The organism is Saccharicrinis sp. GN24d3 (genome assembly GCF_052400645.1).
Taxonomy (GTDB): Bacteria; Bacteroidota; Bacteroidia; order Bacteroidales; family Marinilabiliaceae; genus Saccharicrinis.
Genome location: NZ_JBQTGI010000011.1, coordinates 117,201 through 140,630 on the forward strand (window position 1 = coordinate 117,201; position 23,430 = coordinate 140,630).

Consider the following 23,430-nt stretch of genomic DNA (forward strand, 5'->3'; position numbering starts at 1 on the left):
ATATGAATGATTGCTTAGACAGAAAATATCAAAATTGACAAAAAAGTATGCGATATGGTGATTAGCATAAGGAACTTTGAACAACAAGACTATGACCGTTGCGAAGAATTGGTAAATGAAGCATGGCACTTTGATAAAATTATTGCAGATAAGAACTTGAGCAAAACAGCGTTACGGATGTATACAAAAGGTGGACTATGCTCTGGCAATATGAATCTTGTAGCTGTGTACCAAGGTAGGGTTGTTGGTTTTCTATTTGGGCTAAATCATTTAGCTAAAACAAAGCCCCGAGGAAGAATCAGGCTCGCGTTAGATGCAATCTTTTCTTTTAATTTTAAGAAAATGGATAAGGTTGAAAGAAATAAATTTATAAAAACACTGACTAATCATAACAAAAATAGAACTATAATAGAGCCAAGCAAAGCAAGCGAAATCTGCTTATTTGTGGTATCTCAAGATTTACGTGGTAAAAATATTGGCACTAAATTATGGGAAAAGTTTAGAGATTTTTGTATTGCAACTGGTGTTAAGAGAATTCGAGTAGAAACCAATAAACTTGGTGCAAGTAGCTATTATGAAAAACAAGGTTTTACACTAGTAAGCGATTTTGATTCAACCTTACATGAGTTAGCCACTCCAGGAGGACAGGCATGTATGTATGAATATTTTTGCAACACAACTTAAAGACAAACACAAAAGAAAGAATAATGGTAGCACACAACACTTAGCCTCCAATAAAGCGTTTCTTGCATACGCTTTAGATTGGAGGGTTTGTTGAACTAAACAATCTCTCGAAAAACAGATGATAAAATTATTAATTTTTATATAGTGGTTTCAATCGCTTTTTTTGAGCGAAAATAGCTGTAAGGTGCTGTTCCTTATTTTTTGTACGGTGCAAATAAATCGAGCTTTTTTTTAAGTCAAAAAAAATGAATCAGTTGCAAGTTACGAAGAAATATCTATCAACTAAGTTTAATTTAATTGTGAAATTGAAACCCTTTCTATATAAAAAGGAATATAAAGTAAGGTCATTTTGTAGTGATGTACTATTTTTACCCTAAGCTCCCGCAATGCGGGTTTAGTTCAACATGCTATATATTCCATCTTCTTTGCCGCAGGCGAAACACAAAAAACACGTAACATATAGCCATACGTAATGTTTAGTCGTTCTCTTAAGGTATATTAAAACACATTAAAAGTGTGAATTATATAACTTATTAACAGTTATATGTAATGTGCTAGCGCATAAATAGCCTTAACTTTATAGTATGAAAACTTTATTAAATATCATATCCATGTTACTATTTGTTATCTGGGGAATAATTTATTTTGGTTTTGATACCTCTGCAAATGTGAATATTCTGCCAGTAGTAGCGGGGATTGTTATACTTGTAACAATAGTTTTTAATAAGAAATTATAATATTGACTTTCAAACCAGAATCCATGTATCCAAAATTAAAAAATGCCACCTTATATCCGGGCTGGACTGATGATTTTTTCACAGCTCCGTTATGGCCGGATAATAAATGTAGTGTAGGAGTTTCCTCGCCAGCTGTTAATGTTAAAGAAGATGAAAATAAGTTTGATATTGAAGTTGCCACGCCAGGTTTGGAAAAAAAGACATTGAGATTGAACTTAACCACAAAATTCTGACTATTTCGTCGGAAAAGATGGATAAGAAAGAAGATAATACTGAAAAAATAAAAATAACCAGAAGAGAATTTTGCTATACTTATTTTGGTGAATTTTTTACTTTGCCAAACAGCACAAAAGAAGATGGGATTAAAGCTTCCTATAAAAATGATATAGTAAATATTTAGTATCCCTAAAAAAGAGCAAGCAAAGGATAAGGGCCTAAACGAATAGCAATAGGATAAGAAAAGTTCCTGAATAAGGAACTTTTTGCTACATTAATAGCTCGTAGATAATTATTTATGAATAAGAAAATTTTATGTAAGCTGAAAGGTCTAGAATTTCTTATTGTGATTGCAAATACCAAAATATGAATGTTTTAGAAGATAAAATTATTGAGTTTAAAGAGCAATATGAAGCTAAAAATGAATATTACCAATCGGCATTAAAATTTCTAATAGATCAAATAGGCTCCATTGAAGGAGTTGAGTCCGTTTCAGGAAGAGTAAAGGATTACCAAGAATGTATCACCAAATTTGAAAGAAAATACTTACCCAATATCAGTTCGGATAATACGACATACAAAATATTAGACTATTTGTCTGATTTTATAGGTATAAGAGTAATTTGTTATTATCTGGAAGATGTAGATAAAATAAGAAAAGGGCTACACAAAATATTTCACGAGGTAGATATTACCGATAAAACCTTGCTGCTTGAAAGAACTGAGGATAAATTTGGTTATAAAAGTCTTCATCTGGATTTAAAGTTAAAAAAGAATGGGAGCAGAGTTTCAGATAAGGGCAAATACTATAAAATACAGTTTGAATTACAGATACGAACCATTATTCAGGATGCCTGGAGTATTTTAGATCATAAAATAAAATACAAAAAGAGTATACCACATAGCCTTAAAAGAAGGATTAACCGACTTTCGGCATTGTTTGAAATTGCTGATGATGAATTCCTTCATATAAAAGAAGAAATAGCCCTGGAAGAAAATAGAATTAATCAGCGTATTCAGCAAGGGGCAGATGTAGAGATAAATAAGCCCTTGGATGTGTTTAGTTTTTTGTTTATTGCTTTAAAATATTTTCCCGACTATAAATTTGTTGAATTTAAGGTAGATGGATTTGTTCAGGAATTGCTTGGTGTGTACAAGTATATGACTGAGAGTGAGTTGAATGATGCGTTGGTCAAGTATTTATCTAAAACGGATTTAATTGCTGAGAAAGAAAAAAGGGGCTTAAATCCTTATAACATAATCAGGTATTGTTTATATTTAAGCAATGTTAAATTATTTCATCATATTCTATCTGATTATCAAAAACAGATAGTGCATAATTTAGATGTATAGCATCAGTTTGATATCAATATTGGATTATCAATTATTTCCATGGAGTATTTTACGATACACCTTTAAGTAGCCTTCTGTCATTTTTTGTCGGCTAAACATAGATGTTACCCATTTTGTACATTCATTTCTGTTGATATGTTGAATGTGACTTATGGCTTCAATGGCTTGATCTATGTTTGAAACAAGAAAACCTGTTTTTTCATGAAGGATTAGTTCGGGCATAGAGCCTTTATTGAAAGCTATAACGGGCGTACCGCAAGCCATAGCTTCTACCACGCTCAAGCCAAATGGTTCTTGAAAACTAATGGGGTGTAAAAGGGCACATGCCTGGCTTAACAGCTTCAGGCGTTGCTTTGGGCCGGAATTGCCCACATACACTATATCTTCATCATTGATATATGGTTTTACTTTTTGGTTAAAGTATTCTTGATCTTGTATAAAACCGGATATGACAAGTTTTCTTTTGGTTTTTTTCGCAATTTCAATGGCTTCGTAAGTACCTTTATCACGATGAATCCTTCCAAAAAACAGCAAGTAATCATCAGGCTCGCCGCTGAATATAAATTCGTTAATGTTTATCCCATTGTAAACGGTGGCCTCGTAATTAAGATCTGGGTTACGATTAGAATCGCTAATGGAAACATAATGACTGGTGCTATTATATTTCTTAAAAACCGGAATGATTTTTGGCGAGGAAAAACCATGAATTGTTGTAACTATGGGTGTTTTAATCAGGCGCGAATAGCTTAATGGTAAGAAATCGTAATTATTGTGAATAATATCAAATTGATTTGCTTGTTCCATTAAATGACTAATGTGCAAACACTCCGCTACTTTAGGGTCTATAGTAGTATCTTCGGCATATGCATGTTCGCAAACCGATGACAATTTGCCCTTTGTGTTAGAATCTCCTGTAGCAAATAAGGTTACATCCATACCTTTATCAACGAGTCCTTCTGTAATATTTGAAGCGACCTGTTCCCAAGGCCCATATTTTAACGGAGGTGTCCGCCATGCTATGGGTGCAAGTATTGCGATTTTCATCTGTTTGTATTTTAATTTTTATGGCCAGGCGGCACTACCCAAAGATAATCATCTTCCCGTGTGCGAAAACTTTTACCATGGTCGTTTCTTGTGTTTTAAATTAGTATTCCCTAGGAAATTAAACTGAAGGTTTCGCGATTTCCCTTCGTTCAACAAGTGATAGGTGCAAAGTATAATGTCTAATGATCTTATTGTTCACTTTACTCTGATTTATATGGCAGGCCTGCTGTTCTGTACACAATGATCAACCAAAGATTCAATATTAGCCGTTCCTACGCACATTACCGTGTCGGCACCTCCCCAGTAAATTTTCACGCTTCCATCATCTTCAGGTATTGCTCCACAACAGAATACTACATTATGCACATAACCTACCAACTCGTACTGTTCTTCAGGTTGCAAAATCCATTCATCACCAACGGCAATGATTTTGGATGGATCCCCTAAATCATGTAATGCAGCACCTAAGCGGTATACGCTTCCGTCCATGGTAGGAAAAACTCCATGATAGATATTTAACCAACCTCGAGGCGTTTTTATGGGCGTTGCTCCGGGACCTATTTTCATTTCATCCCAATGATATTGCACGGGCTTCATTATAAGTTTCGATTCGCCCCAGAATTTTAAATCGGGAGAATAGGATATCCAAATAGACCAAGGTGATATTTCTGAATGTGGACGATCCAGTCTGGCGTAAAGGCCGTTAATTTTCTCTGGAAATATCACCACATTTCGATAATCAGCTTCGGTTATAAACGTAAACCTTTCAACAGTTTCAAAATCTTTTGTTTTTGCCAATCCTATGCGCACGCCATGTTTTGAATATGCACTGTAGGTAATCAAGTATTCGTTATCCATTAAAACAATTCTCGGATCCTCAATGCCATAGGCTTCATACTCTTTATGCTCACCCTGAGCTGAAGGTTCCATAAAGGGTGCATCTTCTACCTTAAAACAATACCCATCTGTGCTGGTGGCTTTTCCCAAAATACTTCTTCCGTTGAGCTTGTGGGATCGAAATATCATAATATACAATCCCAGGTGCTTTACTACAGCAGCATTATGCACTGTTGCCACTGGATATGGGACATCATCCTTAGTAAGAATGGGGTTGTTTTTATATCGTTCAATTACCATGATTATTTATAATTCGGAATCTGTAGTTTCAAATAACTTGTTTTGGACGTAAGAAATAGATTCGTCATGTTTATGTAACTCTTCATGAGCTTGTAAAACCGTTAAGTGAGAAATGAGATACGCCAATGAACTTTCAGCACCCTGGTTGCGATTAACCCCATAACTTTCAAATCCATCGCAACAGCCATTGGTTTCAAAATCATATAAACTCATTCTAAGGTCATTTTCTCCTAAAAACCATAAAAATGAAGTATATAGGTTTTTAATGTATTCTTTATTTTTAGTAACTAAGAACGCCTGATGATACATTAAGACCATGGCCATTGCATCAACGGGTTGCTGTGCATAAACGGAACGTTGCTCATCTTTTTTATACCATTTTTCGTTACCTATAACAGACAGGTAGTTATCTTTAAGGGTATGTGACGTCAAAAAATCAATGCTATTAATGGCTACCTTTAATACGCTATCGTCATTTAAAAATTTAGAAGCATGTAAAAGTGATAAAGGCAAAATTCCATTATCATATGCAAGTAACGACTCGAACCAATGCCAATTTTTTGAATCGTTTTGTTCGTAGTGCGTAATGAGCTTGTGCGTCATCGTTCTAAGCCTTTCGGTCATAGAATCATCGCCAGGGCTTGTTTTAAGGTAATAGCACAATCCAATGATAGTATTTGCTATGCTTCGGATAGATGTTAATTTGTTGAAATGAGGGATGGCATTATAAAATATTTCCCGTCCTGTTTGGTAATAGGCGTCATTGGGCGCATTGGCCATCAGATAACCCAATGCCCAAATGGTGCGTCCAAATGAATCCTCAGAACCTACTTCGTCTAAATAATTTCGATTGAAACTTAAAAAGTTTTTGAAAGTTCCATCGTTGTTTTGCATGTAATGAATATAGCTTATATAAATAGGGGATAATTCCAGGGCACGTTCATCCTTTATTTGGCGATAACACATTAACACCATTAACAAAGCCCGTGCATTATCATCTAAACAATAACCTTCTTTTAGGTTTGGGATACCAAATTTTGCGTGTTGTATTATTCCGGTATCATCCGTTAATCGATTAATATGAGCAAGAGAAAAGGGTGGCATAATTAGCAGGTCTAATATGGTATCCTTTTTTTTAATTTCGTTTGCACCTTGTTCAGCTACTTTTTCTAAAAGAACAATGTATTTTAAACCTGTTAAAGGCCATGTAATACTTTCTCCATACTCCAGCGCCTTTCTTTTAAGCTTGTTGAGTTTGGCAGGATGGTCAAGAAGATCTTTTATTATGACAGATAAATCTTCCGAGTCGTTGAAATCAAAGAGCTTGCCTCTGCCATTGGCCAATAATTCTTCGGCATGCCAATAGGGGGTTGAAACAACAGCCGATCCAACGCCTACAGCATAGGAAAGCGTTCCGCTGGTAATCTGGGCTTTGTTTGTATAAGGTGTTATATAAATATCGGCCGCAGATAAGTATTTAAAAAGATCTTTAACATCTAAAAAATCATTTAAAAACACCACATGTTTTTCTAAATGAAGACTTTTAATAAGACGCATTAAATATATGCGATATTCTTCGCCGGAATACCTGAATACATTAGGGTGGGTTTTTCCCAAAATCATGTAAACAACATCTGGATGCTTTTCAATTATAGCAGATAACGCCTTTATAACTGTTTCAATACCTTTGTTACGCCCCACAAAACCAAAGGTCATCAGCATTTTTTTATTTTCGAGTTTTAACTCCTTTTTTGATTGCTTTGCGTTATATTTTATATCGGGTACGCCATGATCTATAAATTCAATTTTCTCTGCAGGAACATCGTAAATATGGATTAAAAATTCGATAGCTTTATGGCTCATTACCACAATTTTTTGAGCCATCTTACATATGGCGGCTAAAATCGCTCTTTCATTATAACTTGGCGTTTTTAAAATGGTATGGAGTGTAACAACCAAAGGAATTTCCAATCGATGTAATAAGGGTAGTATGTATACTCCACTTTGTCCCCCAAATATACCGAATTCATGTTCTAGCACACAAGCATCAGCACCACTATGATTGATGAATTTTGCAGCTTGTAAATAATCCTCCTGACGTTCTTGCCTAATGATCTGTTTAACCTCATCGGGGTATTTGTAGGTGTTTGTAAAATCGTTCATGGCCACTACAAATCCTTCGTTTGATAATTCAGGTTTTATACTATTGTTTACAACCGAATTAAACAGGTCGTGAGTAAATGCACCAATACCACATTCGCGCGGTGGGTAGGTGCCTATAAATGCAATTTTCATATCTTTTAAAAAATTAGTATCATAACACAAGCGTCATGTTTGTTAAATATGGAGTCTGTGGGGCTGAATCTATGTAGTTGTCCTTCTGAGTTATAGTGTTTCTCAGTGGTTTTTTTAGCGTAAAAACAAATACCCAGGTAGTTATAATGGCAACAGGCATGGTTAATGATTTACTTAGCCATGACTGTTGCAGTTAATAGTGCTATTATTACAATTACAGCACCTCGCTTTTTTTCATTTTTTCTGCACGTTTAGCTTCCTTGGCAGCGCGTTTCTGCTTTAGGTTTTTTTGAGGAGCCTTTTTGCTGTTTTTTTTACCTTCTCTATCTTTTGACATAATGTATGTATTAATTATTAAAGTATATATTTAATGTGGGGATAAGGGTAGGGTGAATTTTATTTCACTACCTTGGTTCATATGAGTGGCTATCCCCATTTTTCCCATATGAAGGCCGATAAACTCTTTGCAAAGCATTAGACCAAACCCGGTGCCTGCCTCTCCATTGGTGCCCAGCGACGATATACTGTTTTTGGAGCTAGATAAGGTGTTGACTAGTTTTTCATCGATACCAACTCCATAGTCTTTTATGGTAACCTCTAGGAATCCATGTTCCCTTTTTGACATTATATCAATATCCCCATGTTCAAAAGAATATTTGATGGCATTGTTCATCAGGTTACGCAGTATGCTTTTTACCATGTTTTTATCAGCATAAATCTTGTCTGCTTCAGAAACGGTTGAGATTATACCAACATGTTTTTGCGAGGCAAATAATTTAACGTTCTTAATTTCGTTGGCTAAAATCTCATTAAAAACAAAATATTCAGGTTGATACGACTTACTAATGTTTTTAGAATTAGCCCATTCAAGAAGGTTGTCAAGCATAAAAAATGTATTGTCAGCAGCTTGTAAAGAGAAAGTAATGTATTGCTTAATTGTGCTTTTATCCAGATCCAAGACTTCTTCTTTTAAAAGACTCAAAAAGCTAATAATGGTGCTCATTTGATTTTTTAAATCATGACCAATTATTGCTAAAAGCTTTTTATTCCCGGCTATCAGTTCGTTCTGTTTTTGCTGATGGTTTTTTTTAAGCTGGAATACTTTTGAATTTTCAGATGCTGCTATGGTATTCTTCTCTTTCATGCATTTAAAATTTATCTTTCAATGGCCACAAAGGACTTCGAAGAAAATTCAATAATCCCAGATGTTCCTAATATGCTAAAACTCATGTTTGTATTAGGCAATCACCATTTAAGCACTATACGATTTAATCATTCTGTCATATTGGATGCGTCTTCTTTTTCAAATAGAAACGGATTCATAACCGCTTTTAATTACAGTTGAAATCATTTTAAACCTTTCTTTCGCTTTAATATTATTAGAGGTATGGGCAGGAATTATTATACCCTCACCCGTATTAAGCCTATTTGACTTTTTGTCGATAATAATCTCTGCAGTACCTTCGATAATTTGAATAAACGTATCAAACGGAGATGTTTTTTCGGCCAATGCTTCGCCAGTATCAATAGCAACCACATTTACATTTCCGGTTGTTCTTCGGAGTATTGTTTTGCTCACGACTGAATTTGAAATATATTCAATCATTTCAATTAAAATGTGAGATTTCGCTTTTTCGATTTCAGGAGTATGCATAGGTACCTATTTTGTATTAAAGGTATCTCATTATAAAGGCTAATGTATTATACAATTGAATGTTTAATTTACATCATTCACACATTTTTGAAACAGAGATATTTATTGGGTAGAAGAGCAAGTTTAAATCAAAGCGTTAACCCACATTGCGTAGATCCGCCCTCGAAAACAAAAAAATCTGTTGATAACCTATGTATTTATCAACAGATTTCGCCAACGCATTTTCTATTGCGTTGAAATTCAATAGATTTATTTTTTTTGTGTTTTAGTGTTTTGAAATGTAGACCTACCTGGTATGTTATAAAACATGTATTTTTTAAATATTTTTTGTGATCTTATAAATCAATCAAAATATTTACCGTTAACAGCTTAATATTCAACAAAAAAGAAAGCATGAAATAGAAAAACAAAAATCCGTAGTCCTACCTGTCGAAACTTTGAAAATTGATTTGACTAAAATACAAATACTTACGAGCCTTACCCTGCAAAAAGGGTTAAGAAATAATTTTTGCGATAAGTGAGTGTAATGTTAAGCTTGCTTAGGTATTACCAAACGGAGCAAAAATCAATAGAAGTAAAAGCTGTTTGAACGCAGTGGGCCTGCCTGGCCGGCAGGCAGGTTCTTTTCTTATGGCGAAGAGCACGGATTGTTAACTTTTTCATGTCAGCGGCGGTGCAAATTGTTTTTCGTCTGCAGCTAAGGCAATTGGAGCGTGCTTTTGTCGGTCATCATTGATAAATTATAGTCCATAAACGATTCGAAAGTGATAGCCATAAACTGCAAATGTAATTGCTTCTATGAATAGTTTAGGTCTTTTAACTAAAGTCCATACCAACAGCTTCCAATACTCCATTCTTCCCTTATTAACTATACCAATAACATAAACAGATTTAAGGAAAGCGCCAAAAAGGGAAAAATTGATTTCTTTTTGTTTGTTATAACTGTGCTTATAGTTTAAAAATAATTGCCTTACTCTTTGGTAATAGGGTTTAGATGCATAAATGGAATGAATAATTTTTTTATACCCCAACATTAATTCATCGTAGTCCATCTTTGGTATAAAATTCATTGATGAATCGGTATTGTTTCCTGTTGATTCTTTTGTTAATCTGTTTTCTGCGCACAGACGTTGATACAGAAGTGTGTTTTTAGGGGCATTTAATAAACCGACCATTGCGGAAACAATACCACTTTTTTGAATGAAGTCAATTTGTCGCTGAAAGATACTGGGGGTATCACTGTCGAATCCAACAATAAAACCTCCGGAAACCTGTAATCCTGCTTTTTGTATTTCTTGAACTGATTTAAGTAGGTCTCTATTTTCATTTTGAACCTTATTACAATGATTAAGCGATACTTCATCAGGAGTTTCTATACCAATGAATGTAGATGTAAAACCAGTTTCAGCCATAAGGGCTAACATTTCTTTATCGTCAGCTAAATTAATGGAGCTTTGAATATTAAAAACAAATGGATATTTGTGACTGCGCATCCACTGTTTTAGCTTAGGCAGGTAGGCTGACTTTATCTCTTTTTTATTGCCAATAAAATTATCATCAACAATAGAGACAGACCCGCGCCAGTTAAGCTTGTATAGAGCGTTGAGTTCCTCAATGAATTGATTTGGGGATTTCATTCTAACCTTATGTCCCAAAAGAGTTGTTATTTCACAAAAATCACATGAAAAAGGACAGCCTCTTGAAATTTGCACGTTCATGAAGGCGTATTTCTTCATGTCTAATAAATGATAATCTGGAATTGGCGTCATATCAAGGTTTGCATACATATCGGTTTTGTATACTCGTTTAGCTTTCCCCGCGGATAAATCGGTCATAAAAATAGGTAAAGTAATTTCAGCCTCATTCAGAACGAAATAATCTATTTGCGGATAATTTTTGTATTCCTGGGTAAAAAGGGGGCCGCCAGCAACCATTGGTGTATTTAGGTTTTCACATTTGTTAATTACCTTATTAACCGATTCTTTTTGGATGTACATGGCACTAATAAAAACATAATCTGCCCACAGTATATATTCATCTTTTAGCAAAGTTACGTTCATATCAATAAGCTTTTTCTGCCATGATTGAGGTAGTAAAGCTGAAACTGTAATCAATCCTAAGGGAGGAACAGCTGCTTTCTTTGAAATAAACTTGAGTGCATGTTTAAAACTCCAGAAGGAATCAGGATATTGGGGGTAAAGTAATAATATTTTCATGATGACTATCTGTTACTTAACTATATCTGGGTATAGCTTAAAAGTTGATAGCAAAGTTCGTGACATACCGCTTAAATATTGTTATATTATTCTATAAAATATTTACATCATTCACATCTTCAAGCGTGTCACGTCTTTTGTTTTTCATTATTTTGAAGCGAGATGGAGTGAGACCTGTTATTTTTTTAAATTGATTTGACAAGTGTGCCACACTACTATAGTGCATTTTATGAGCTATTTCGGTAAGGTTAAGTTCGTTATAAACAATGAGTTCTTTCACTTTTTCAATTTTATGAGTCAGGTAAAATTTTTCAATAGTTATTCCCTTAACTTCCGAGAATAGGTTAGCTAAATAAGTATAGTTGTGATTAAGCCTTTTACTTAAATAATCAGATAAGTTTACTTTTATTTGATCATCAGTATAATGTACTAATTCAATAATAGTATTTTTTATTTTTTCAACCAGAATGCTTTTTTTATCATCCATCACAAGGAGCCCGGATTTTCTCAACGCTTTATCTAATTGTTTAATTTGTTCCCGCGATAATTCACCAATAATATTCGCCTCTCCAATTTTTACATCAACATATTGAAGACCTAGTTTTTCAAGCTCCGATTTTACTACCATCTGGCAGCGAATACAAACCATATTTTTAATGTAAATCTTCAACCCGTTATAGCTTTAACACATATTTCAAATGACTTATTTAAAGATACGACATAAACTACATATTTTGAAGAAATACCTATATTTATATATCCTGTAGATTACTATGTTAGAGATGTTATATTTTCTTTTTATGGCTTAAACTTCCCATCGCTGCCAACAAATCAAATGATAGCTGATGAACTGTCAATTACTAGGGTTAAGGTAAATCAAATTTTATTTTCAATATACTATGAGGGGGATGTTTTAAGAGAGAAACCTTTTCAAATTCAAAACTTTGTACATGAAATTGCTATTTGTAATTCCATTTGATGAAACTGCAAATAGCCCCAATAATAAATATATGGCTGATATCGATGGTAAAACATCGGCAGTAAGGTTGATTTTGCCTTTTACACCATGAGTAGGAGAAATAATAAATTTTGATTTTATTGAGGAAAGTATAGGTTTTAATCGTGGTCAGTTCCACGATGCAATTTTTAATAATACAGGTGGTATTCAGGAGATTGCAATTGTAACCTGTCCTTGTAAAAACGAGTATCAAAGATGGAAAAACTCAAGATAGAATACGAGCTAGATGAGCTAAGAAGAAAAAGGTGGAGAAATATGCAAGCTTCTTGATTAGTTAAATTTCCCTTTCGGAGATATTTTTTGCAATAAAACATCTATGATAAATACAAAATAGGCTACGTTGTCTCCGGCTCATTGCAGGAAATTATTTTTGACTGGTATGTAAATAGTGGTTGCTAGGGTAGCTGTGGCGTGCAGAAAGTATTGAACCGCTTCTTTAATTACGACCTTAAATTAGATGGCATTATTGGAAAAAAACAGTTAAAGCGATTAATTCTTGTCCTTTAGCAGCCTTCTTCTCAAAATAGGCAGGACTCCATTCTGTATATGCCTTGTGCGTGCTACTCAGATGATCTTTATTGATAATGTATATACCCATCGCAGGATTGCGTTGATGGGATGCTATTCGTTCATGATTATATAAGACCTCCGCAGTTGATTTTGTATAATGAATCTGGGTTGATTTTGCGATATATCGATAAGGCACATTGTAATAGTTCTTATCAGGTGAGAAATACGCATAACCCATTTTTTGCACCTTGGCTCTGCGATAATCTTTAAGTTCGTAACCCGATGACGGAAGCGGTTTTAAGTAGCTTCGCTCAACCGATTGGAAGAGTTCCTTTCTGCTTGCGCCTTTGCGTGTGAGAAGGCGATTATTGTAATCGAGAAGCAATTTTTTAATTTCCTGATTGAGCTCGTCCAGCGAAAAGAAAGTCATCTCCCTTAAGGGAATAATAAATGCGTTGATAGGCTAATTGGACAGCATTTTCGACCAATGCCTTGTCTTGGAGCATAGCTTCGGGTAGGGGTAATAAAGCAGTTGTAATGGCGCGCAAAGTCTTTAAATGACCTATTGATGTCTGGTTCGTATTTAATGGCTGTGGTTACTGCCGATTTTGAGTTTGTCCGATACAATGGCCTTGGGAACGCCGCCATAATACGCCAGGGCATAACCTGCTTGTTATCATATTTTTCCGTTTTTGACTATATGAGGTTTCAATGTAGGTGTATTGACTGTTTGGTAAAATCGCAACAAATACCTCTGCCGGGATTGGTTCTCCGGTCTCTTTATCGGTAATATGTAGCTTCTTCCCTGCATAATCAATAAAGACCTCATAGCCTGCTATATGCTCTATCTTCATCGAGCCCTTTGTCTTTGGATGCTTATGGTTATAATGCTCCATAAACTGGGTATAACCATAAAGCTTTTTTGACTCATGCCGATACGCATTGTAATGAAACAGAAAGGTAAAGCCCGGGTGGTTACGAGCTTTATTTACCTTCTCGAAATAGAGCATTACTTCATCGTAACGTGCATTTTTTATGGTAGTGTTGGCCAAATTGGTAGTTACTGAAGAAAACTCAACAGATAGTAAGGAGCTTTTAGATGTATTATTAGGTATAAGTGATGAAGGACGTGACAGTCTAATAATCGAAGCCACAACACGTACCGCACTTCGCAAGGGAGATTGGTTAATGATACCTGCATACAAAGGGAAAGCACTCAATAAACATGTTAATATTGAGGTAGGGAATAGCCCTGAACCATTGCTATACAATTTAAAAGAGGATATCGCTCAACAATACAATCTGGCTAGCGAAAATCCTGAGAAACTTAAAGAGCTAATGGATGCTTTTATCGAATTAAGAGGGGCAGATTACACTAAAACACAAAAGCTTGAGTTGAAATAAAACTCAATTAAATAAAATCAATGGAGGCACTTGTATGAATTTGTACAGGTGCCTAATTTTTTTTGATCATTTTTAATTCTAACTAATGTGGGGTAAAATAATGTAAGTACTAGGTAAAATCAGCAAATTAATTCAGTGATACATGTCATTTCCTTGTATTAATCAAAAGTATATAAGCATGGAATTTGAATTTTTACCTTTAGCATTGGTATTATTTGCGACCCTTTTTCAGGGCTCATTCGGTCTTGGAATGAAGTTTATGGACCACTTAAGTGGGAAGCCTGGTGGTTAGTCCACTCGTTGTTTGCAATGATTATATTGCCAACAGCATGGGCATTAATAGTAGTGCCTGACCTATTTTATAGCATTGCTCAGGCTCCTGTTGATATTAAAATCATGGCCATGATATTTGGAGCAGTGTGGGGTATAGGAGGTATCATGTTTGGTAAAAGTGCTCCATATATTGGCATGTCATTAACCTATGGTATTGTGCTAGGCTTATGTGCTGCAGCAGGTAGTCTTATACCATATTTTATGAAAGATGATCCTAATGCGGCTGCTCTCCGTATGTATTGGGAGGCGTTATTGTAATGGTAATAGGTGTAGCTTTAACTGCTTATGCAGGTATCTTACGCGACAAACAAAGCAACGAACAAGAAGGTAAAAAGATAAATCTTAAAGCAGGTCTTATAATTGCTGTTTTGAGTGGGTTCTTTTCGGCTTTTCCGGGAATTGGTTTTGATGCAGGTTTTGCAGAAGGTAGTGGTATTGGATATTATGCACAGGAAGCCGGAGCAACAGCGCGCAATAGTAGCTTAGCAATTTGGGTGGTTGTTCTGTGGGGCGCATTTATTTTAAATGCCATGTATGCTATCTTTTTATTGTTTAAACACAAAAGTTGGAATTCATTTAAAAAGTCAAAATCGGGCAAAGCATACATGTGGTCTATTGTAGCTGCTCTATGTTGGTTTGGTGCCCTGGGTGTATACGAACAGGGAGCTACTCTAATGGGTAATATGGGCTCGGCAATAGGCTGGCCAATTCTTATGGGTGGAGGCTTGATTGTTAGTAATGTTTTGGCTTACTTCAATAAAGAGTGGACAGGTGCTACAAAACCGTTTGGCTGGTTAATGTTTGGCGTAGTCGTCATTTGTATAGGAATGATCATAATTGGATATTCTAACACGGTTGGCTAGTTAAATAAGTGATGAACTTGCTACTGGAAAAAAATGAAAATAAAATATTTAGAGATCTTTGTATTAAATGATAAGTTGGATAAGCCATTTTATTTTTCTCAATGGTCATATAGTGAGCGAAAAATATCTTTGGTGAAGTTAACCACTGACGAAGGTATAGTAGGATGGGGAGAAGGATACGGGCCAGCTGATGTTCTGGCCGCTGGCGTAAAGTTATTGTCGCAATATGTAATAGGTATGAATCCATTAGATAATGAGACTATTGGGGATGTAATGTATCGCCGTTCTTTGGATTATGCTCGCCGAGGTATATTGGTAGCCGCCACAAGTGCTATTGATATGGCTGTGTGGGATGCTAAAGGAAAGATTTTAAATGTGCCGGTACATCAATTGCTGGGAGGTAAAAAACGAGACATAATCACGCCTTATGCAACAGGTTTATATTTCAGAGAAGAAAAAAATTTAACTCAGGCTTTGGCATATGAAGTTATTGAGTACAAAGAATTAGGATATAAGGCTGTTGAGATGAAGGTAGGCATGACCATTGAATAGGATATTGAGATGGTACGTGAGGTAAGGAAAGCAATTGGTGATGATATGGAACTGATGGTAGATTCTAATCATGCTTATAATTTGCGCGAAGCCATAAAACTTTCAAAGTCCATTGAGGATTATGATATCGGCTGGTTTGAGCCACCTGTTTCTCCGGAGTTTTATAATCGATATGCAGAATTACGAAATGCCACAATAATTCCAATAGCCGGAGGAGAATGTGAATATTTAAGATGTGGATTTCATCCGCTGCTTCGAACAAATGCTGTGGACATAGCGCAGCCTGATATTGCTGCTTGTAGCGGATTAACAGAGGTGAAAAAGATTTCAGTTCTAACTTCAACCTATGGCAAAGAAATAGTGCCTCACAGCTGGGGAACATACATTGCTATTTCGGCTGCCATGCATTTTATTAGTAACTTGGATAATGTGCCTGGCCGTATGTTCAATTCAAATTTCTGGATGGAACATGATCGAACAGATAATGAGCTTAGAGATAAGGTAACCATTCCTGATTTTGAGGTTAAGAATGGAGAAATCAAGGTTTCGGATAAACCCGGTTTAGGGGTTGGTATTGATGAAGATGCACTTAAGAGATTTTGTAAGTAAATATTAAAAATTTTATCATATGAATTTCGGTTATAAAAAAATGTATATTGGTGGTAAATTAGTTGATGCCATCTCAGGAGTCCAAAAGGATATCATTAATCCTGCACTTGAGGAAGCTGTTGGTTCCATTGCTTATGCCCAAAAAGAAGACGCTGAATTGGCTTTAATTGAAGCCCAGAAGGGTTTTAAGGTATGGTCATAGATGCCACTTAAAGAACGTACCGAACGGATGATGAAACTTCGCGCCGAAATATTGAAACGTGAAGATGAACTGAGAAATGCCGTGGTATATGAAATGGGTAAAACCTATGAAGTCGCTGCTGAAGATGTGGGATTACTGGCTGATGGATTATAATTTTACCCGCAAGCCATGAAAAATATGCACGATGAAATTATTCCTGATTCGGAAAATACACATCATCACCAAATAGTAAATTTACCTGTGGGTGTTGCAGTAGCTTATTTAGCCTGGAATTTTCCTTTACTAAATGTAGGCTATAAAATTGGGCCTGCATTAGCAGCAGGTTGTTCTATTGTTATTAAGCCTTCTGAATTATCGCCTATTTCAGCCTATTTGGTTGGTGAAATTGCTGAAAGTATCAATTTCCCGGCAGGTGTTATAAATGTAATTAGCGGGCCGGTAAGCGAGGTTGCCACTACCATGACCAAAAGTCCGATACCTAAAGTGCTCACCATGATTGGTTCGTCTGCTTCTGGTAAACGAGTTATTGCAGATTCGGCTACAACCGTTAAACATGTTAGCCTTGAGCTTGGAGGTAATGCGCCATTTATTGTGCATAAGGATGCTGATTTAGAATTGGCCGCAACATTGGGAGTCGCCTTAAAATATGGAAATTCAGGTCAGATATGTGTATCCCCTAATCGTTTTCTAGTTCATGAAGAGGTTTATGATACTTTTTTAAATACCTTTAAAGAGAAAACCAAGGCACTTAAAATAGGTTTTGGTATTGAAGAAAAGCCAGATATGGGACCATTGGTGACCAAACATGATCAGGAACGGGTATTGAAAATGGTGGCCGATGATGTGGCATCTGGAGTAGATTTGGTAATGGGCGGTAAAGTTCCTGAAGGCTTTGATAAAGGTTTTTACGTTGAGCCAACCATACTTTCTGGTATTAAATGCGATAGCCGTTGTTTTCGTGAAGAAATTTTCGGACCTGTTGCTGCTATGATGAAGTACGTTACAGTAGAAGAAGCGATTGAATTAGGTAATAATACGGAATATGGTTTAGCATCCTACTTATTTTCTAATGATCAATCAGTCATTCGAAAAGTATCAGAAGAACTCATGTTTGGTGAGGTGCAGGTGAATGGTGTTAAGTATGCCATCTATCTTCCCCATGGCGGTATAAAAGAAAGTGGAATTGGACACGATTGCTCATACCTGGCACTTAATGATTACCTGGTTAAGAAACGTATTTCAACAGCATTGTAAAAAAAAGATTTAAGTATCAAGATACAAGAATTATACATCATGTAAATCATCTCGTTACTTGCTACTCACTACTTGATTCTATAAAATGTACACATTTGATAAGCAGGCTATGAGGCCTGAAATGATTAAACGAATTGATGACGCCGGTGTAATGGCAGTGTTGGTGGTAGACCATGTAAAACATGCTGTGCCTTTGGCAAAGGCCTTATTGGCCGGAGGTGTCGATGCCATTGAATTAACGCTACGCACACCTGTTGCTATAGAAGCTGCTAAGGCAATCAAAAAAGAAGTGCCTGAAATGACGCTTGGTTTTGGAACTGTTTTGTCTACCGAGCAGGTTAAAACAGTTGTAGATGCTGGTGCAGATTTTGCTGTAGCACCGGGATGTAATCCTAATGTAATAGCGGAGGCTCGAAAGCAAGGCTTAGATTTTGCTCCGGGTATAATGACACCAACTGATATTGAAATGGCAATCCATGAAGGCTGTCGGGTTTTAAAACTTTTTCCTGCTGAAACTTCTGGAGGAATGGCACACCTGGAAAGCATGGTGGCACCTTATCAATACCTTGATCTTAAATTTATTCCCTTAGGAGGATGTAATATGGAGAATGCCCGAACTTATTTGGAATCGCCATTAATAACTGCCATTGGTGGCTCCTGGATTGCAAAGCGCAAAATGATACTCGATGAAAACTGGGAACTCATTACACGTAATGCCAGAGAAATACACACTTTAATTAAGGAGATTCGTAATAAATAACAAATCTACCAGTTGCTAAATACTAACAACTGGTAGCTAGAAGGTAAAATCATGAAAAGAATTATAACATTCGGAGAAATAATGGGGCGTATATGTCCTGAAAATTTTCAGCGCTTTCGTCAGAGTATGCCGGGGAAGTTAGATATGACATTTGCAGGAGCTGAAGCTAATGTGGCTTCTTCAATTGCTATGCTAGGGGGCAAAGTACGTTTTGTAACCGCTTTACCAAATAACGAAATGACTGAGGCCTGTTTACAAGTACTAAAAGGAATTGACGTAGATACTACAGGAATTAAATTGACAGATTATGGTCGTTTTGGCTTATACTTTGTGGAGCGAGGTGCCAATCAGCGTCCAAGTCGTGTAATGTATGATCGAGACTATTCTGCGGTATCCATGACAAAAGGCGAAGCCTACGACTGGTGTGAATTGCTGAAAGATGGAGCCTGGTTGCATACTACTGGTATTACACCTGCTTTGTCCGAAGTTTCTGCGCATGCCACAGAGGTTGCTGTTCGAACTGCAAAAGAAAAAGGCTTAACGGTGTCATGCGATTTAAATTTCAGAAAGAAGCTTTGGCAGTGGCAAAATGGCACATCGCCAAGTATATTGGCTGAAAAAACAATGCGTGCCATTCTTCCATATGTGGATGTAGTAATTGCCAATGAGGAGGATGCACACGATGTATTGGGAATATCTGCCGGCGATACAGATATTGAAGGTGGTCAGTTGGATATTGATAAGTATGTTGATGTGGCTAAAGAAGTTGTAAAGCAATTTCCGAATGTAAAGAAAGTGGCAATCACCTTACGTGAGAGTCTATCTGCCACTCATAATAATTGGGGAGCCATGCTGTATGATGCAGCATCAGATACGGCTCATTTTGCGCCTTTAAATGAGCAAGGGGAATACATGCCTTACGAAATAAAGGCCATAGTTGATCGTGTTGGTGGTGGTGATTCTTTTGGCGCTGGTTTAGTTTTTGCTTTGAATACGCCTGAATTGTCAAAACCAGATCAAGCGATTCGATTTGCCGTGGCAGCCTCCTGCTTATGTCATTCCATTAATGGTGACTTTAATTATTCATCACGTTCTGAAGTAGAAGCCTTAATGGGTGGATCCGGATCAGGTCGTGTTGTACGATAAAAAAAAATGAAAATGAGATTATACACATGCGCAGGAGCCCTTATTTTGTTGTTGTCTTTCATAGCTTGTTCAACAAAAACTGATAAAGCACAAGCTCCACGACCAAATATTGTGGTTGTTATGTGTGATGACTTAGGTTACGCTGATGTTGGTTTCAATGGATCAACAGATATAAAAACACCTGCCTTGGATCAGTTAGCCAATGAAGGAATGAAGTTTACTTCAGCCTATGTGATTCATCCATTTTGCGGCCCCAGTTGTGCGGGTTTGATGGTTGGTATATAATTGCAGAGGCCAATGGAGAGGAAAACAGTGAGGTATATCCGTATGACTTAAAGGAATTGGCTGAAATAAATAAGAAGCCTGAAAGTCAATACTTTTTCCAGGTAAATAGTATTATTTCAGATAAGGAAGAAAGCTTGCCGCTTTTACCTGGTCAGGATGTGTTGCCCGATTTCCCTTTTTAACCTTTGAGGGGAGCGTATAGATGAATATTTTCCTTGATAAATTTGTTTCAGCTTACGTTAGTCTACAAAAACAAATTTTCAGTTTAGGACCTCAGCACTCCAACTGAATTGCTAATAGATTACTTTTCCAACCATACCGCTCACCACTTAGGTTGGTTTAAAATATAGACAAAAAAATGTTGGTAAATATCGCATACCGCAATATTTACTCTAAAATGATATGTTTTAATACAAATCCTTAATTTTCTCCATGTTCTTTTGAATCAAAGCTTCCGTTGTTCTCGCATAACGCTGAGTCATTTTTGTGCTGGAATGACCTAAAGTCTTTGATACAACCTCCAAAGGCATATTGTTTTCTAAGGCAATGGTTGTAGCCAAGGTATGTCTGGAAGTATGGGTTGATATGGGTTTATCAATACTGCATATGGTTCCAATTTCTTTCAAGTAGGCATTCATTTTTTGGTTACTAAGAACTGGGAGGACTGCGCATTTTTCAATAAGTTCCGGTTCGTATTCATACTTGGCCATTAACTTTTTGGCAGCCTTAATGACAAAGATGGTACTCATCTGATCGGTCTTAGTTCTCTTTTTATGAATCCAGGTAATTCCATTGCCATCTGTTGTGATATGCTCGCGTTTTAGAGATTTGGTATCGGAAAAGGCTAGTCCGGTAAAACAACAAAAGACAAAAACATCACGAACCTGTCTTAAGCGTTCCATGCCCATTTCCTTATGGATGACAATATCCAGTTCTTCTTTGGTAAGATAAACTGCATCAACTGGCTTTAGTTTGAATTTAATAGTTGCAAACGGGTCTTTAGTCATCCAACTATTTGCTAGGGCAATTCTGACTATCTTTTAAAGTTCTTCAGGTATTTGATAGTTGTGTTATGGGCGCATTTGCGTTCTGGTTTAAGGTACAACTCATAATTACAGATAAACTGGTGATTCAGGTCTTCCAAAGCTATGTCCTCACGTTTATATTGCCAACGAATAAAACTGCCTTTTTCTGCTTTTTATTGCACACTTTTGCACATAAAAAACCCTGTAAGTGTTGACTTATAGGGTTTTGCTTCGTTTTGCTTAGAAGCTATGTGGAGAGAGAGGGAACTGAAAATTTGCTTTATGTGCCCTATCTTCAATATTTTACGAATTCAATTTTTAAAGTCCTCTGTAAGTCCACCAAAAATGGGCAAAAATGCCCGTTTTAAATGCGTTTCAATGAACTCATTTCCCTCCAAAAGTAGCAAAAAGGAACCGAACCTAAAAATGGATTTTGTGTCAAGTTTTTTGATCAGAAAACTTGACGTTTGGAATTGAGAAGATTTAACGAGAGTAAATATTGGCAAAATTTACACTCGTTATGTTTTGAAAGGTAAGAACTACTCTCTTTAGAGGAATTAAATCTGATGTTTAAAAGAAATTAAATTTAGCTTATAAAGATCTCCTTATAATTTTCCTCAATAATGAAAACTTCTTCTTCAGTAAGTTCTTCAAAATGATTTTCTCTCTTTTTCTTTGATAATTTTCCTTTGCTTTGATTTAATAATTTAATAAGAAGGTCAACTTTTGTGTCGGGTAAATTAATAAAGGAATTTATTCTGTTAGTTAACATGACGTACTTTTCCAGGTAATCAATTTCCTCCGGAATAATTCTATTAATTGTTTCTTCAACGCATTCATAAAGAAATTCAGCTTGACGGGTTAAATCAAAGTAACGATACAAATCAATTGTGTCGTTTAGTATTTTTATATTATGGTCGGAAGTAGGTTCCCATTCAATCAAATCGATTCTTTGAGATGAGAAATCTTCTAATACATCCTGGTAATCACTAATTCGATCTAATATTGCTGATGAAACAGGGAATATCATGTCTCGTTTTGTATAACCCATCCATGTTAAGATGTGATGTATCAAATACCTGTGTATTCTTCCATTGCCATCAGAAAGAGGATGGATAAACACAAAGCCAAAGGCAATGGTAGTTGCTGTAAGTATGGGATCGTATTCGCTGTTTTGAAGAAGATTATTTGTGTTTAATAATCCATTCATTAGAGAGGTGAGATCTTTAGCTTTTGCGGATATGTGATCAGGTATTGGCGTATAAGTTTCTCGGTCATGTTCACCAATAAAGCTTTCATCCTCCCTGACGCCCATATTTTTTAATTTCTTAGAACCAATTACTACATGCTGGAGGCGTTCTATTTCTGATAGAGTCAATGGTTTTTTACCTGCTTGTCCTATTGCTTTACTCCAGTTTCTGGCTCGCATACTTGGAGGATATTCTCCTTCTATAGCAAAAGAGGCTTTTGAATCTTTTAATAACAGGAATGCAGCAGTCCTTTTAATTAGCTCTTTATCGTTATTGTTTAATCCTTTATCTATGGAATCTCTAATATTTGTAGAAATATATTTCTCAAGTTTTTGGGTCTTTCTAATTAGAGGGCAGAACTCAGGTGTTCCAGGTAAGTTATTTTTTATTCGATGTCTGGTAGAGTTTTTGGTTGGACCAGGATACTGTTGCTTTGGATTTAGTACTTCTACATAAGTACCTTTTTTTAAGTTAGGGATATCAAGTTTTATTCCAAATAACCATTCGTATAAGAACCAAATTTTTCTAGCGTATTGTCCGGTTGGTTCGCTCAAAATATATTCCTTTATCTCCTCTTCGCCAATAAGTTGAAACATTGATTTTAGAATTAGTAAATCAATGCCTTCGTATTTTAAAGCAAAGACAATATGACTTATAGGATTACTATTGGGTTTGTGTCTCTTGGTGAACACTTGCCACCTTTTTGTACTATATCTTTGGTACTTATCTGTAATTATGGATAATTGCTTGGGGGTAGGTAAAACCTTACCTGTGTTTTGCTCTAATTCTTGAAGCATAAAAGCATAACCAGCTAACATTCCTTCTTCAGGGAGTGATTGTCCGTGAAAAATACTTACTTTTTGTGAAAAACGATTACTCATGT

General features: G+C 36.0%; 28 protein-coding genes and 1 pseudogene. 16 read left to right on the forward strand and 13 right to left on the reverse strand.

Features of this window, described 5'->3' with window-relative positions; all coding sequences use genetic code 11:
- Positions 1–54 precede the first annotated feature (54 nt).
- The 4 genes from ACT29I_RS14185 (at position 55) to ACT29I_RS14200 (ending at position 2,990) form a co-directional block, all read left to right on the forward strand.
- Complete coding sequence (locus ACT29I_RS14185) at positions 55–684, forward strand: GNAT family N-acetyltransferase (RefSeq protein ID WP_444793751.1); 630 nt, start codon at positions 55–57, stop codon at positions 682–684.
- A gap of 760 nt (positions 685–1,444) precedes the next feature.
- Positions 1,445–1,654 (forward strand): hypothetical protein, encoded by a 210-nt coding sequence (locus ACT29I_RS14190; RefSeq protein WP_430933109.1) that lies wholly within the window; start codon positions 1,445–1,447, stop codon positions 1,652–1,654.
- 2 nt (positions 1,655–1,656) lie between these two features.
- Entirely contained in the window at positions 1,657–1,821 is a 165-nt protein-coding gene (locus tag ACT29I_RS14195) for an Hsp20/alpha crystallin family protein (protein ID WP_430933146.1), read from the forward strand.
- Between the two features lie 182 nt (positions 1,822–2,003).
- Positions 2,004–2,990 (forward strand): GTP pyrophosphokinase, encoded by a 987-nt coding sequence (locus ACT29I_RS14200; RefSeq protein WP_430933110.1) that lies wholly within the window; start codon positions 2,004–2,006, stop codon positions 2,988–2,990.
- A gap of 27 nt (positions 2,991–3,017) precedes the next feature.
- On the opposite strand, the gene ACT29I_RS14205 is transcribed toward ACT29I_RS14200, so the two are convergent.
- The 10 genes from ACT29I_RS14205 to ACT29I_RS14250 form a co-directional block, all read right to left on the reverse strand.
- On the reverse strand, positions 3,018–4,034 hold the full coding sequence (locus tag ACT29I_RS14205; RefSeq protein WP_444793752.1) for a glycosyltransferase family 4 protein: 1,017 nt from the start codon (positions 4,032–4,034) through the stop codon (positions 3,018–3,020).
- 210 nt (positions 4,035–4,244) lie between these two features.
- Positions 4,245–5,171 carry a glycoside hydrolase family 130 protein gene (locus ACT29I_RS14210; RefSeq protein WP_430933112.1) on the reverse strand — a complete coding sequence of 309 codons (927 nt, stop codon included), beginning with the start codon at positions 5,169–5,171 and terminating at the stop codon, positions 4,245–4,247.
- 6 nt (positions 5,172–5,177) lie between these two features.
- The gene (locus ACT29I_RS14215; protein ID WP_430933113.1) at positions 5,178–7,466 is read right to left on the reverse strand and encodes a glycosyltransferase family 4 protein; all 2,289 of its coding nucleotides are present in this window, start codon (positions 7,464–7,466) and stop codon (positions 5,178–5,180) included.
- Between the two features lie 214 nt (positions 7,467–7,680).
- A complete protein-coding gene (locus ACT29I_RS14220; protein WP_430933114.1) occupies positions 7,681–7,803 on the reverse strand; it encodes a hypothetical protein in 123 nt (40 codons plus the stop codon).
- A 30-nt stretch (positions 7,804–7,833) separates the two neighbouring features.
- On the reverse strand, positions 7,834–8,610 hold the full coding sequence (locus tag ACT29I_RS14225; protein WP_430933116.1) for a sensor histidine kinase: 777 nt from the start codon (positions 8,608–8,610) through the stop codon (positions 7,834–7,836).
- A gap of 159 nt (positions 8,611–8,769) precedes the next feature.
- Positions 8,770–9,120, reverse strand: coding sequence for a cupin domain-containing protein (locus tag ACT29I_RS14230; RefSeq protein WP_430933117.1), 351 nt, complete (start codon positions 9,118–9,120; stop codon positions 8,770–8,772).
- Positions 9,121–9,860: 740 nt separating this feature from the next.
- The gene (locus ACT29I_RS14235) at positions 9,861–11,336 is read right to left on the reverse strand and encodes a B12-binding domain-containing radical SAM protein (protein WP_444793753.1); all 1,476 of its coding nucleotides are present in this window, start codon (positions 11,334–11,336) and stop codon (positions 9,861–9,863) included.
- A 91-nt stretch (positions 11,337–11,427) separates the two neighbouring features.
- Positions 11,428–11,964: a helix-turn-helix domain-containing protein gene (locus ACT29I_RS14240; protein ID WP_444793754.1), complete on the reverse strand. Its 537-nt coding sequence runs from the start codon at positions 11,962–11,964 to the stop codon at positions 11,428–11,430.
- An 853-nt stretch (positions 11,965–12,817) separates the two neighbouring features.
- Complete coding sequence (locus ACT29I_RS14245) at positions 12,818–13,294, reverse strand: Mu transposase domain-containing protein (RefSeq protein WP_444793755.1); 477 nt, start codon at positions 13,292–13,294, stop codon at positions 12,818–12,820.
- Between the two features lie 166 nt (positions 13,295–13,460).
- Entirely contained in the window at positions 13,461–13,916 is a 456-nt protein-coding gene (locus tag ACT29I_RS14250; protein WP_444793756.1) for a hypothetical protein, read from the reverse strand.
- Between ACT29I_RS14250 and ACT29I_RS14255 the strand changes: the two genes are divergently transcribed.
- From ACT29I_RS14255 to ACT29I_RS14310, 12 genes and pseudogenes are all read left to right on the forward strand, one after another.
- Positions 13,900–14,268: a hypothetical protein gene (locus ACT29I_RS14255; protein WP_444793757.1), complete on the forward strand. Its 369-nt coding sequence runs from the start codon at positions 13,900–13,902 to the stop codon at positions 14,266–14,268. The genes ACT29I_RS14250 and ACT29I_RS14255 overlap by 17 nt on opposite strands.
- Before the next feature lie 237 nt (positions 14,269–14,505).
- Positions 14,506–14,859: an L-rhamnose/proton symporter RhaT gene (locus ACT29I_RS14260; protein ID WP_444793834.1), complete on the forward strand. Its 354-nt coding sequence runs from the start codon at positions 14,506–14,508 to the stop codon at positions 14,857–14,859.
- Entirely contained in the window at positions 14,859–15,464 is a 606-nt protein-coding gene (locus ACT29I_RS14265; RefSeq protein WP_444793758.1) for a hypothetical protein, read from the forward strand. The genes ACT29I_RS14260 and ACT29I_RS14265 overlap by 1 nt, the downstream gene beginning before the upstream one ends.
- 33 nt (positions 15,465–15,497) lie before the next feature.
- On the forward strand, positions 15,498–16,016 hold the full coding sequence (locus tag ACT29I_RS14270) for a hypothetical protein (protein WP_444793759.1): 519 nt from the start codon (positions 15,498–15,500) through the stop codon (positions 16,014–16,016).
- A 9-nt stretch (positions 16,017–16,025) separates the two neighbouring features.
- Complete coding sequence (locus ACT29I_RS14275) at positions 16,026–16,625, forward strand: mandelate racemase/muconate lactonizing enzyme family protein (protein WP_444793760.1); 600 nt, start codon at positions 16,026–16,028, stop codon at positions 16,623–16,625.
- A gap of 19 nt (positions 16,626–16,644) precedes the next feature.
- Entirely contained in the window at positions 16,645–16,827 is a 183-nt protein-coding gene (locus ACT29I_RS14280) for a hypothetical protein (protein ID WP_430933127.1), read from the forward strand.
- 27 nt (positions 16,828–16,854) lie between these two features.
- Positions 16,855–16,980, forward strand: a complete 126-nt coding sequence (locus ACT29I_RS14285) for a hypothetical protein (RefSeq protein ID WP_430933128.1) — start codon at positions 16,855–16,857, stop codon at positions 16,978–16,980.
- Positions 16,981–16,992: 12 nt separating this feature from the next.
- Positions 16,993–18,081 (forward strand): annotated as a pseudogene (locus tag ACT29I_RS14290) (aldehyde dehydrogenase family protein); the annotation flags it as partial.
- An 85-nt stretch (positions 18,082–18,166) separates the two neighbouring features.
- Complete coding sequence (locus ACT29I_RS14295; protein WP_430933129.1) at positions 18,167–18,841, forward strand: bifunctional 4-hydroxy-2-oxoglutarate aldolase/2-dehydro-3-deoxy-phosphogluconate aldolase; 675 nt, start codon at positions 18,167–18,169, stop codon at positions 18,839–18,841.
- A 51-nt stretch (positions 18,842–18,892) separates the two neighbouring features.
- Positions 18,893–19,987 (forward strand): sugar kinase, encoded by a 1,095-nt coding sequence (locus ACT29I_RS14300; RefSeq protein WP_444793761.1) that lies wholly within the window; start codon positions 18,893–18,895, stop codon positions 19,985–19,987.
- 12 nt (positions 19,988–19,999) lie between these two features.
- Positions 20,000–20,272 (forward strand): sulfatase-like hydrolase/transferase, encoded by a 273-nt coding sequence (locus ACT29I_RS14305; RefSeq protein WP_430933131.1) that lies wholly within the window; start codon positions 20,000–20,002, stop codon positions 20,270–20,272.
- Complete coding sequence (locus tag ACT29I_RS14310; protein WP_430933132.1) at positions 20,245–20,454, forward strand: hypothetical protein; 210 nt, start codon at positions 20,245–20,247, stop codon at positions 20,452–20,454. Before ACT29I_RS14305 ends, ACT29I_RS14310 begins: the two co-directional genes overlap by 28 nt.
- 225 nt (positions 20,455–20,679) lie before the next feature.
- Here ACT29I_RS14310 and ACT29I_RS14315 read toward each other — a convergent pair whose 3' ends face one another.
- From ACT29I_RS14315 to ACT29I_RS14325, 3 genes are all read right to left on the reverse strand, one after another.
- On the reverse strand, positions 20,680–21,279 hold the full coding sequence (locus ACT29I_RS14315; protein ID WP_430933133.1) for a site-specific integrase: 600 nt from the start codon (positions 21,277–21,279) through the stop codon (positions 20,680–20,682).
- Positions 21,280–21,305: 26 nt separating this feature from the next.
- A complete protein-coding gene (locus ACT29I_RS14320; protein ID WP_430933134.1) occupies positions 21,306–21,416 on the reverse strand; it encodes a phage integrase SAM-like domain-containing protein in 111 nt (36 codons plus the stop codon).
- A gap of 467 nt (positions 21,417–21,883) precedes the next feature.
- A complete protein-coding gene (locus ACT29I_RS14325) occupies positions 21,884–23,428 on the reverse strand; it encodes a Fic family protein (protein ID WP_444793762.1) in 1,545 nt (514 codons plus the stop codon).
- Positions 23,429–23,430: the final 2 nt, after the last annotated feature.

Coding starts and splice junctions, on each gene's coding strand:
- ACT29I_RS14185 (WP_444793751.1), top strand. CDS start 55: ATGGTGATTAGCATAAGGAACTTTGAACAACAAGACTATGACCGTTGC.
- ACT29I_RS14190 (WP_430933109.1), top strand. CDS start 1,445: ATGTATCCAAAATTAAAAAATGCCACCTTATATCCGGGCTGGACTGAT.
- ACT29I_RS14200 (WP_430933110.1), top strand. CDS start 2,004: ATGAATGTTTTAGAAGATAAAATTATTGAGTTTAAAGAGCAATATGAA.
- ACT29I_RS14205 (WP_444793752.1), bottom strand. CDS start 4,034: ATGAAAATCGCAATACTTGCACCCATAGCATGGCGGACACCTCCGTTA.
- ACT29I_RS14210 (WP_430933112.1), bottom strand. CDS start 5,171: ATGGTAATTGAACGATATAAAAACAACCCCATTCTTACTAAGGATGAT.
- ACT29I_RS14215 (WP_430933113.1), bottom strand. CDS start 7,466: ATGAAAATTGCATTTATAGGCACCTACCCACCGCGCGAATGTGGTATT.
- ACT29I_RS14220 (WP_430933114.1), bottom strand. CDS start 7,803: ATGTCAAAAGATAGAGAAGGTAAAAAAAACAGCAAAAAGGCTCCTCAA.
- ACT29I_RS14225 (WP_430933116.1), bottom strand. CDS start 8,610: ATGAAAGAGAAGAATACCATAGCAGCATCTGAAAATTCAAAAGTATTC.
- ACT29I_RS14230 (WP_430933117.1), bottom strand. CDS start 9,120: ATGCATACTCCTGAAATCGAAAAAGCGAAATCTCACATTTTAATTGAA.
- ACT29I_RS14235 (WP_444793753.1), bottom strand. CDS start 11,336: ATGAAAATATTATTACTTTACCCCCAATATCCTGATTCCTTCTGGAGT.
- ACT29I_RS14240 (WP_444793754.1), bottom strand. CDS start 11,964: ATGGTAGTAAAATCGGAGCTTGAAAAACTAGGTCTTCAATATGTTGAT.
- ACT29I_RS14245 (WP_444793755.1), bottom strand. CDS start 13,294: ATGACTTTCTTTTCGCTGGACGAGCTCAATCAGGAAATTAAAAAATTG.
- ACT29I_RS14255 (WP_444793757.1), top strand. CDS start 13,900: ATGGTAGTGTTGGCCAAATTGGTAGTTACTGAAGAAAACTCAACAGAT.
- ACT29I_RS14265 (WP_444793758.1), top strand. CDS start 14,859: ATGGTAATAGGTGTAGCTTTAACTGCTTATGCAGGTATCTTACGCGAC.
- ACT29I_RS14270 (WP_444793759.1), top strand. CDS start 15,498: ATGAAAATAAAATATTTAGAGATCTTTGTATTAAATGATAAGTTGGAT.
- ACT29I_RS14275 (WP_444793760.1), top strand. CDS start 16,026: ATGGTACGTGAGGTAAGGAAAGCAATTGGTGATGATATGGAACTGATG.
- ACT29I_RS14280 (WP_430933127.1), top strand. CDS start 16,645: ATGAATTTCGGTTATAAAAAAATGTATATTGGTGGTAAATTAGTTGAT.
- ACT29I_RS14285 (WP_430933128.1), top strand. CDS start 16,855: ATGATGAAACTTCGCGCCGAAATATTGAAACGTGAAGATGAACTGAGA.
- ACT29I_RS14295 (WP_430933129.1), top strand. CDS start 18,167: ATGTACACATTTGATAAGCAGGCTATGAGGCCTGAAATGATTAAACGA.
- ACT29I_RS14300 (WP_444793761.1), top strand. CDS start 18,893: ATGAAAAGAATTATAACATTCGGAGAAATAATGGGGCGTATATGTCCT.
- ACT29I_RS14305 (WP_430933131.1), top strand. CDS start 20,000: ATGAGATTATACACATGCGCAGGAGCCCTTATTTTGTTGTTGTCTTTC.
- ACT29I_RS14315 (WP_430933133.1), bottom strand. CDS start 21,279: ATGACTAAAGACCCGTTTGCAACTATTAAATTCAAACTAAAGCCAGTT.
- ACT29I_RS14325 (WP_444793762.1), bottom strand. CDS start 23,428: ATGAGTAATCGTTTTTCACAAAAAGTAAGTATTTTTCACGGACAATCA.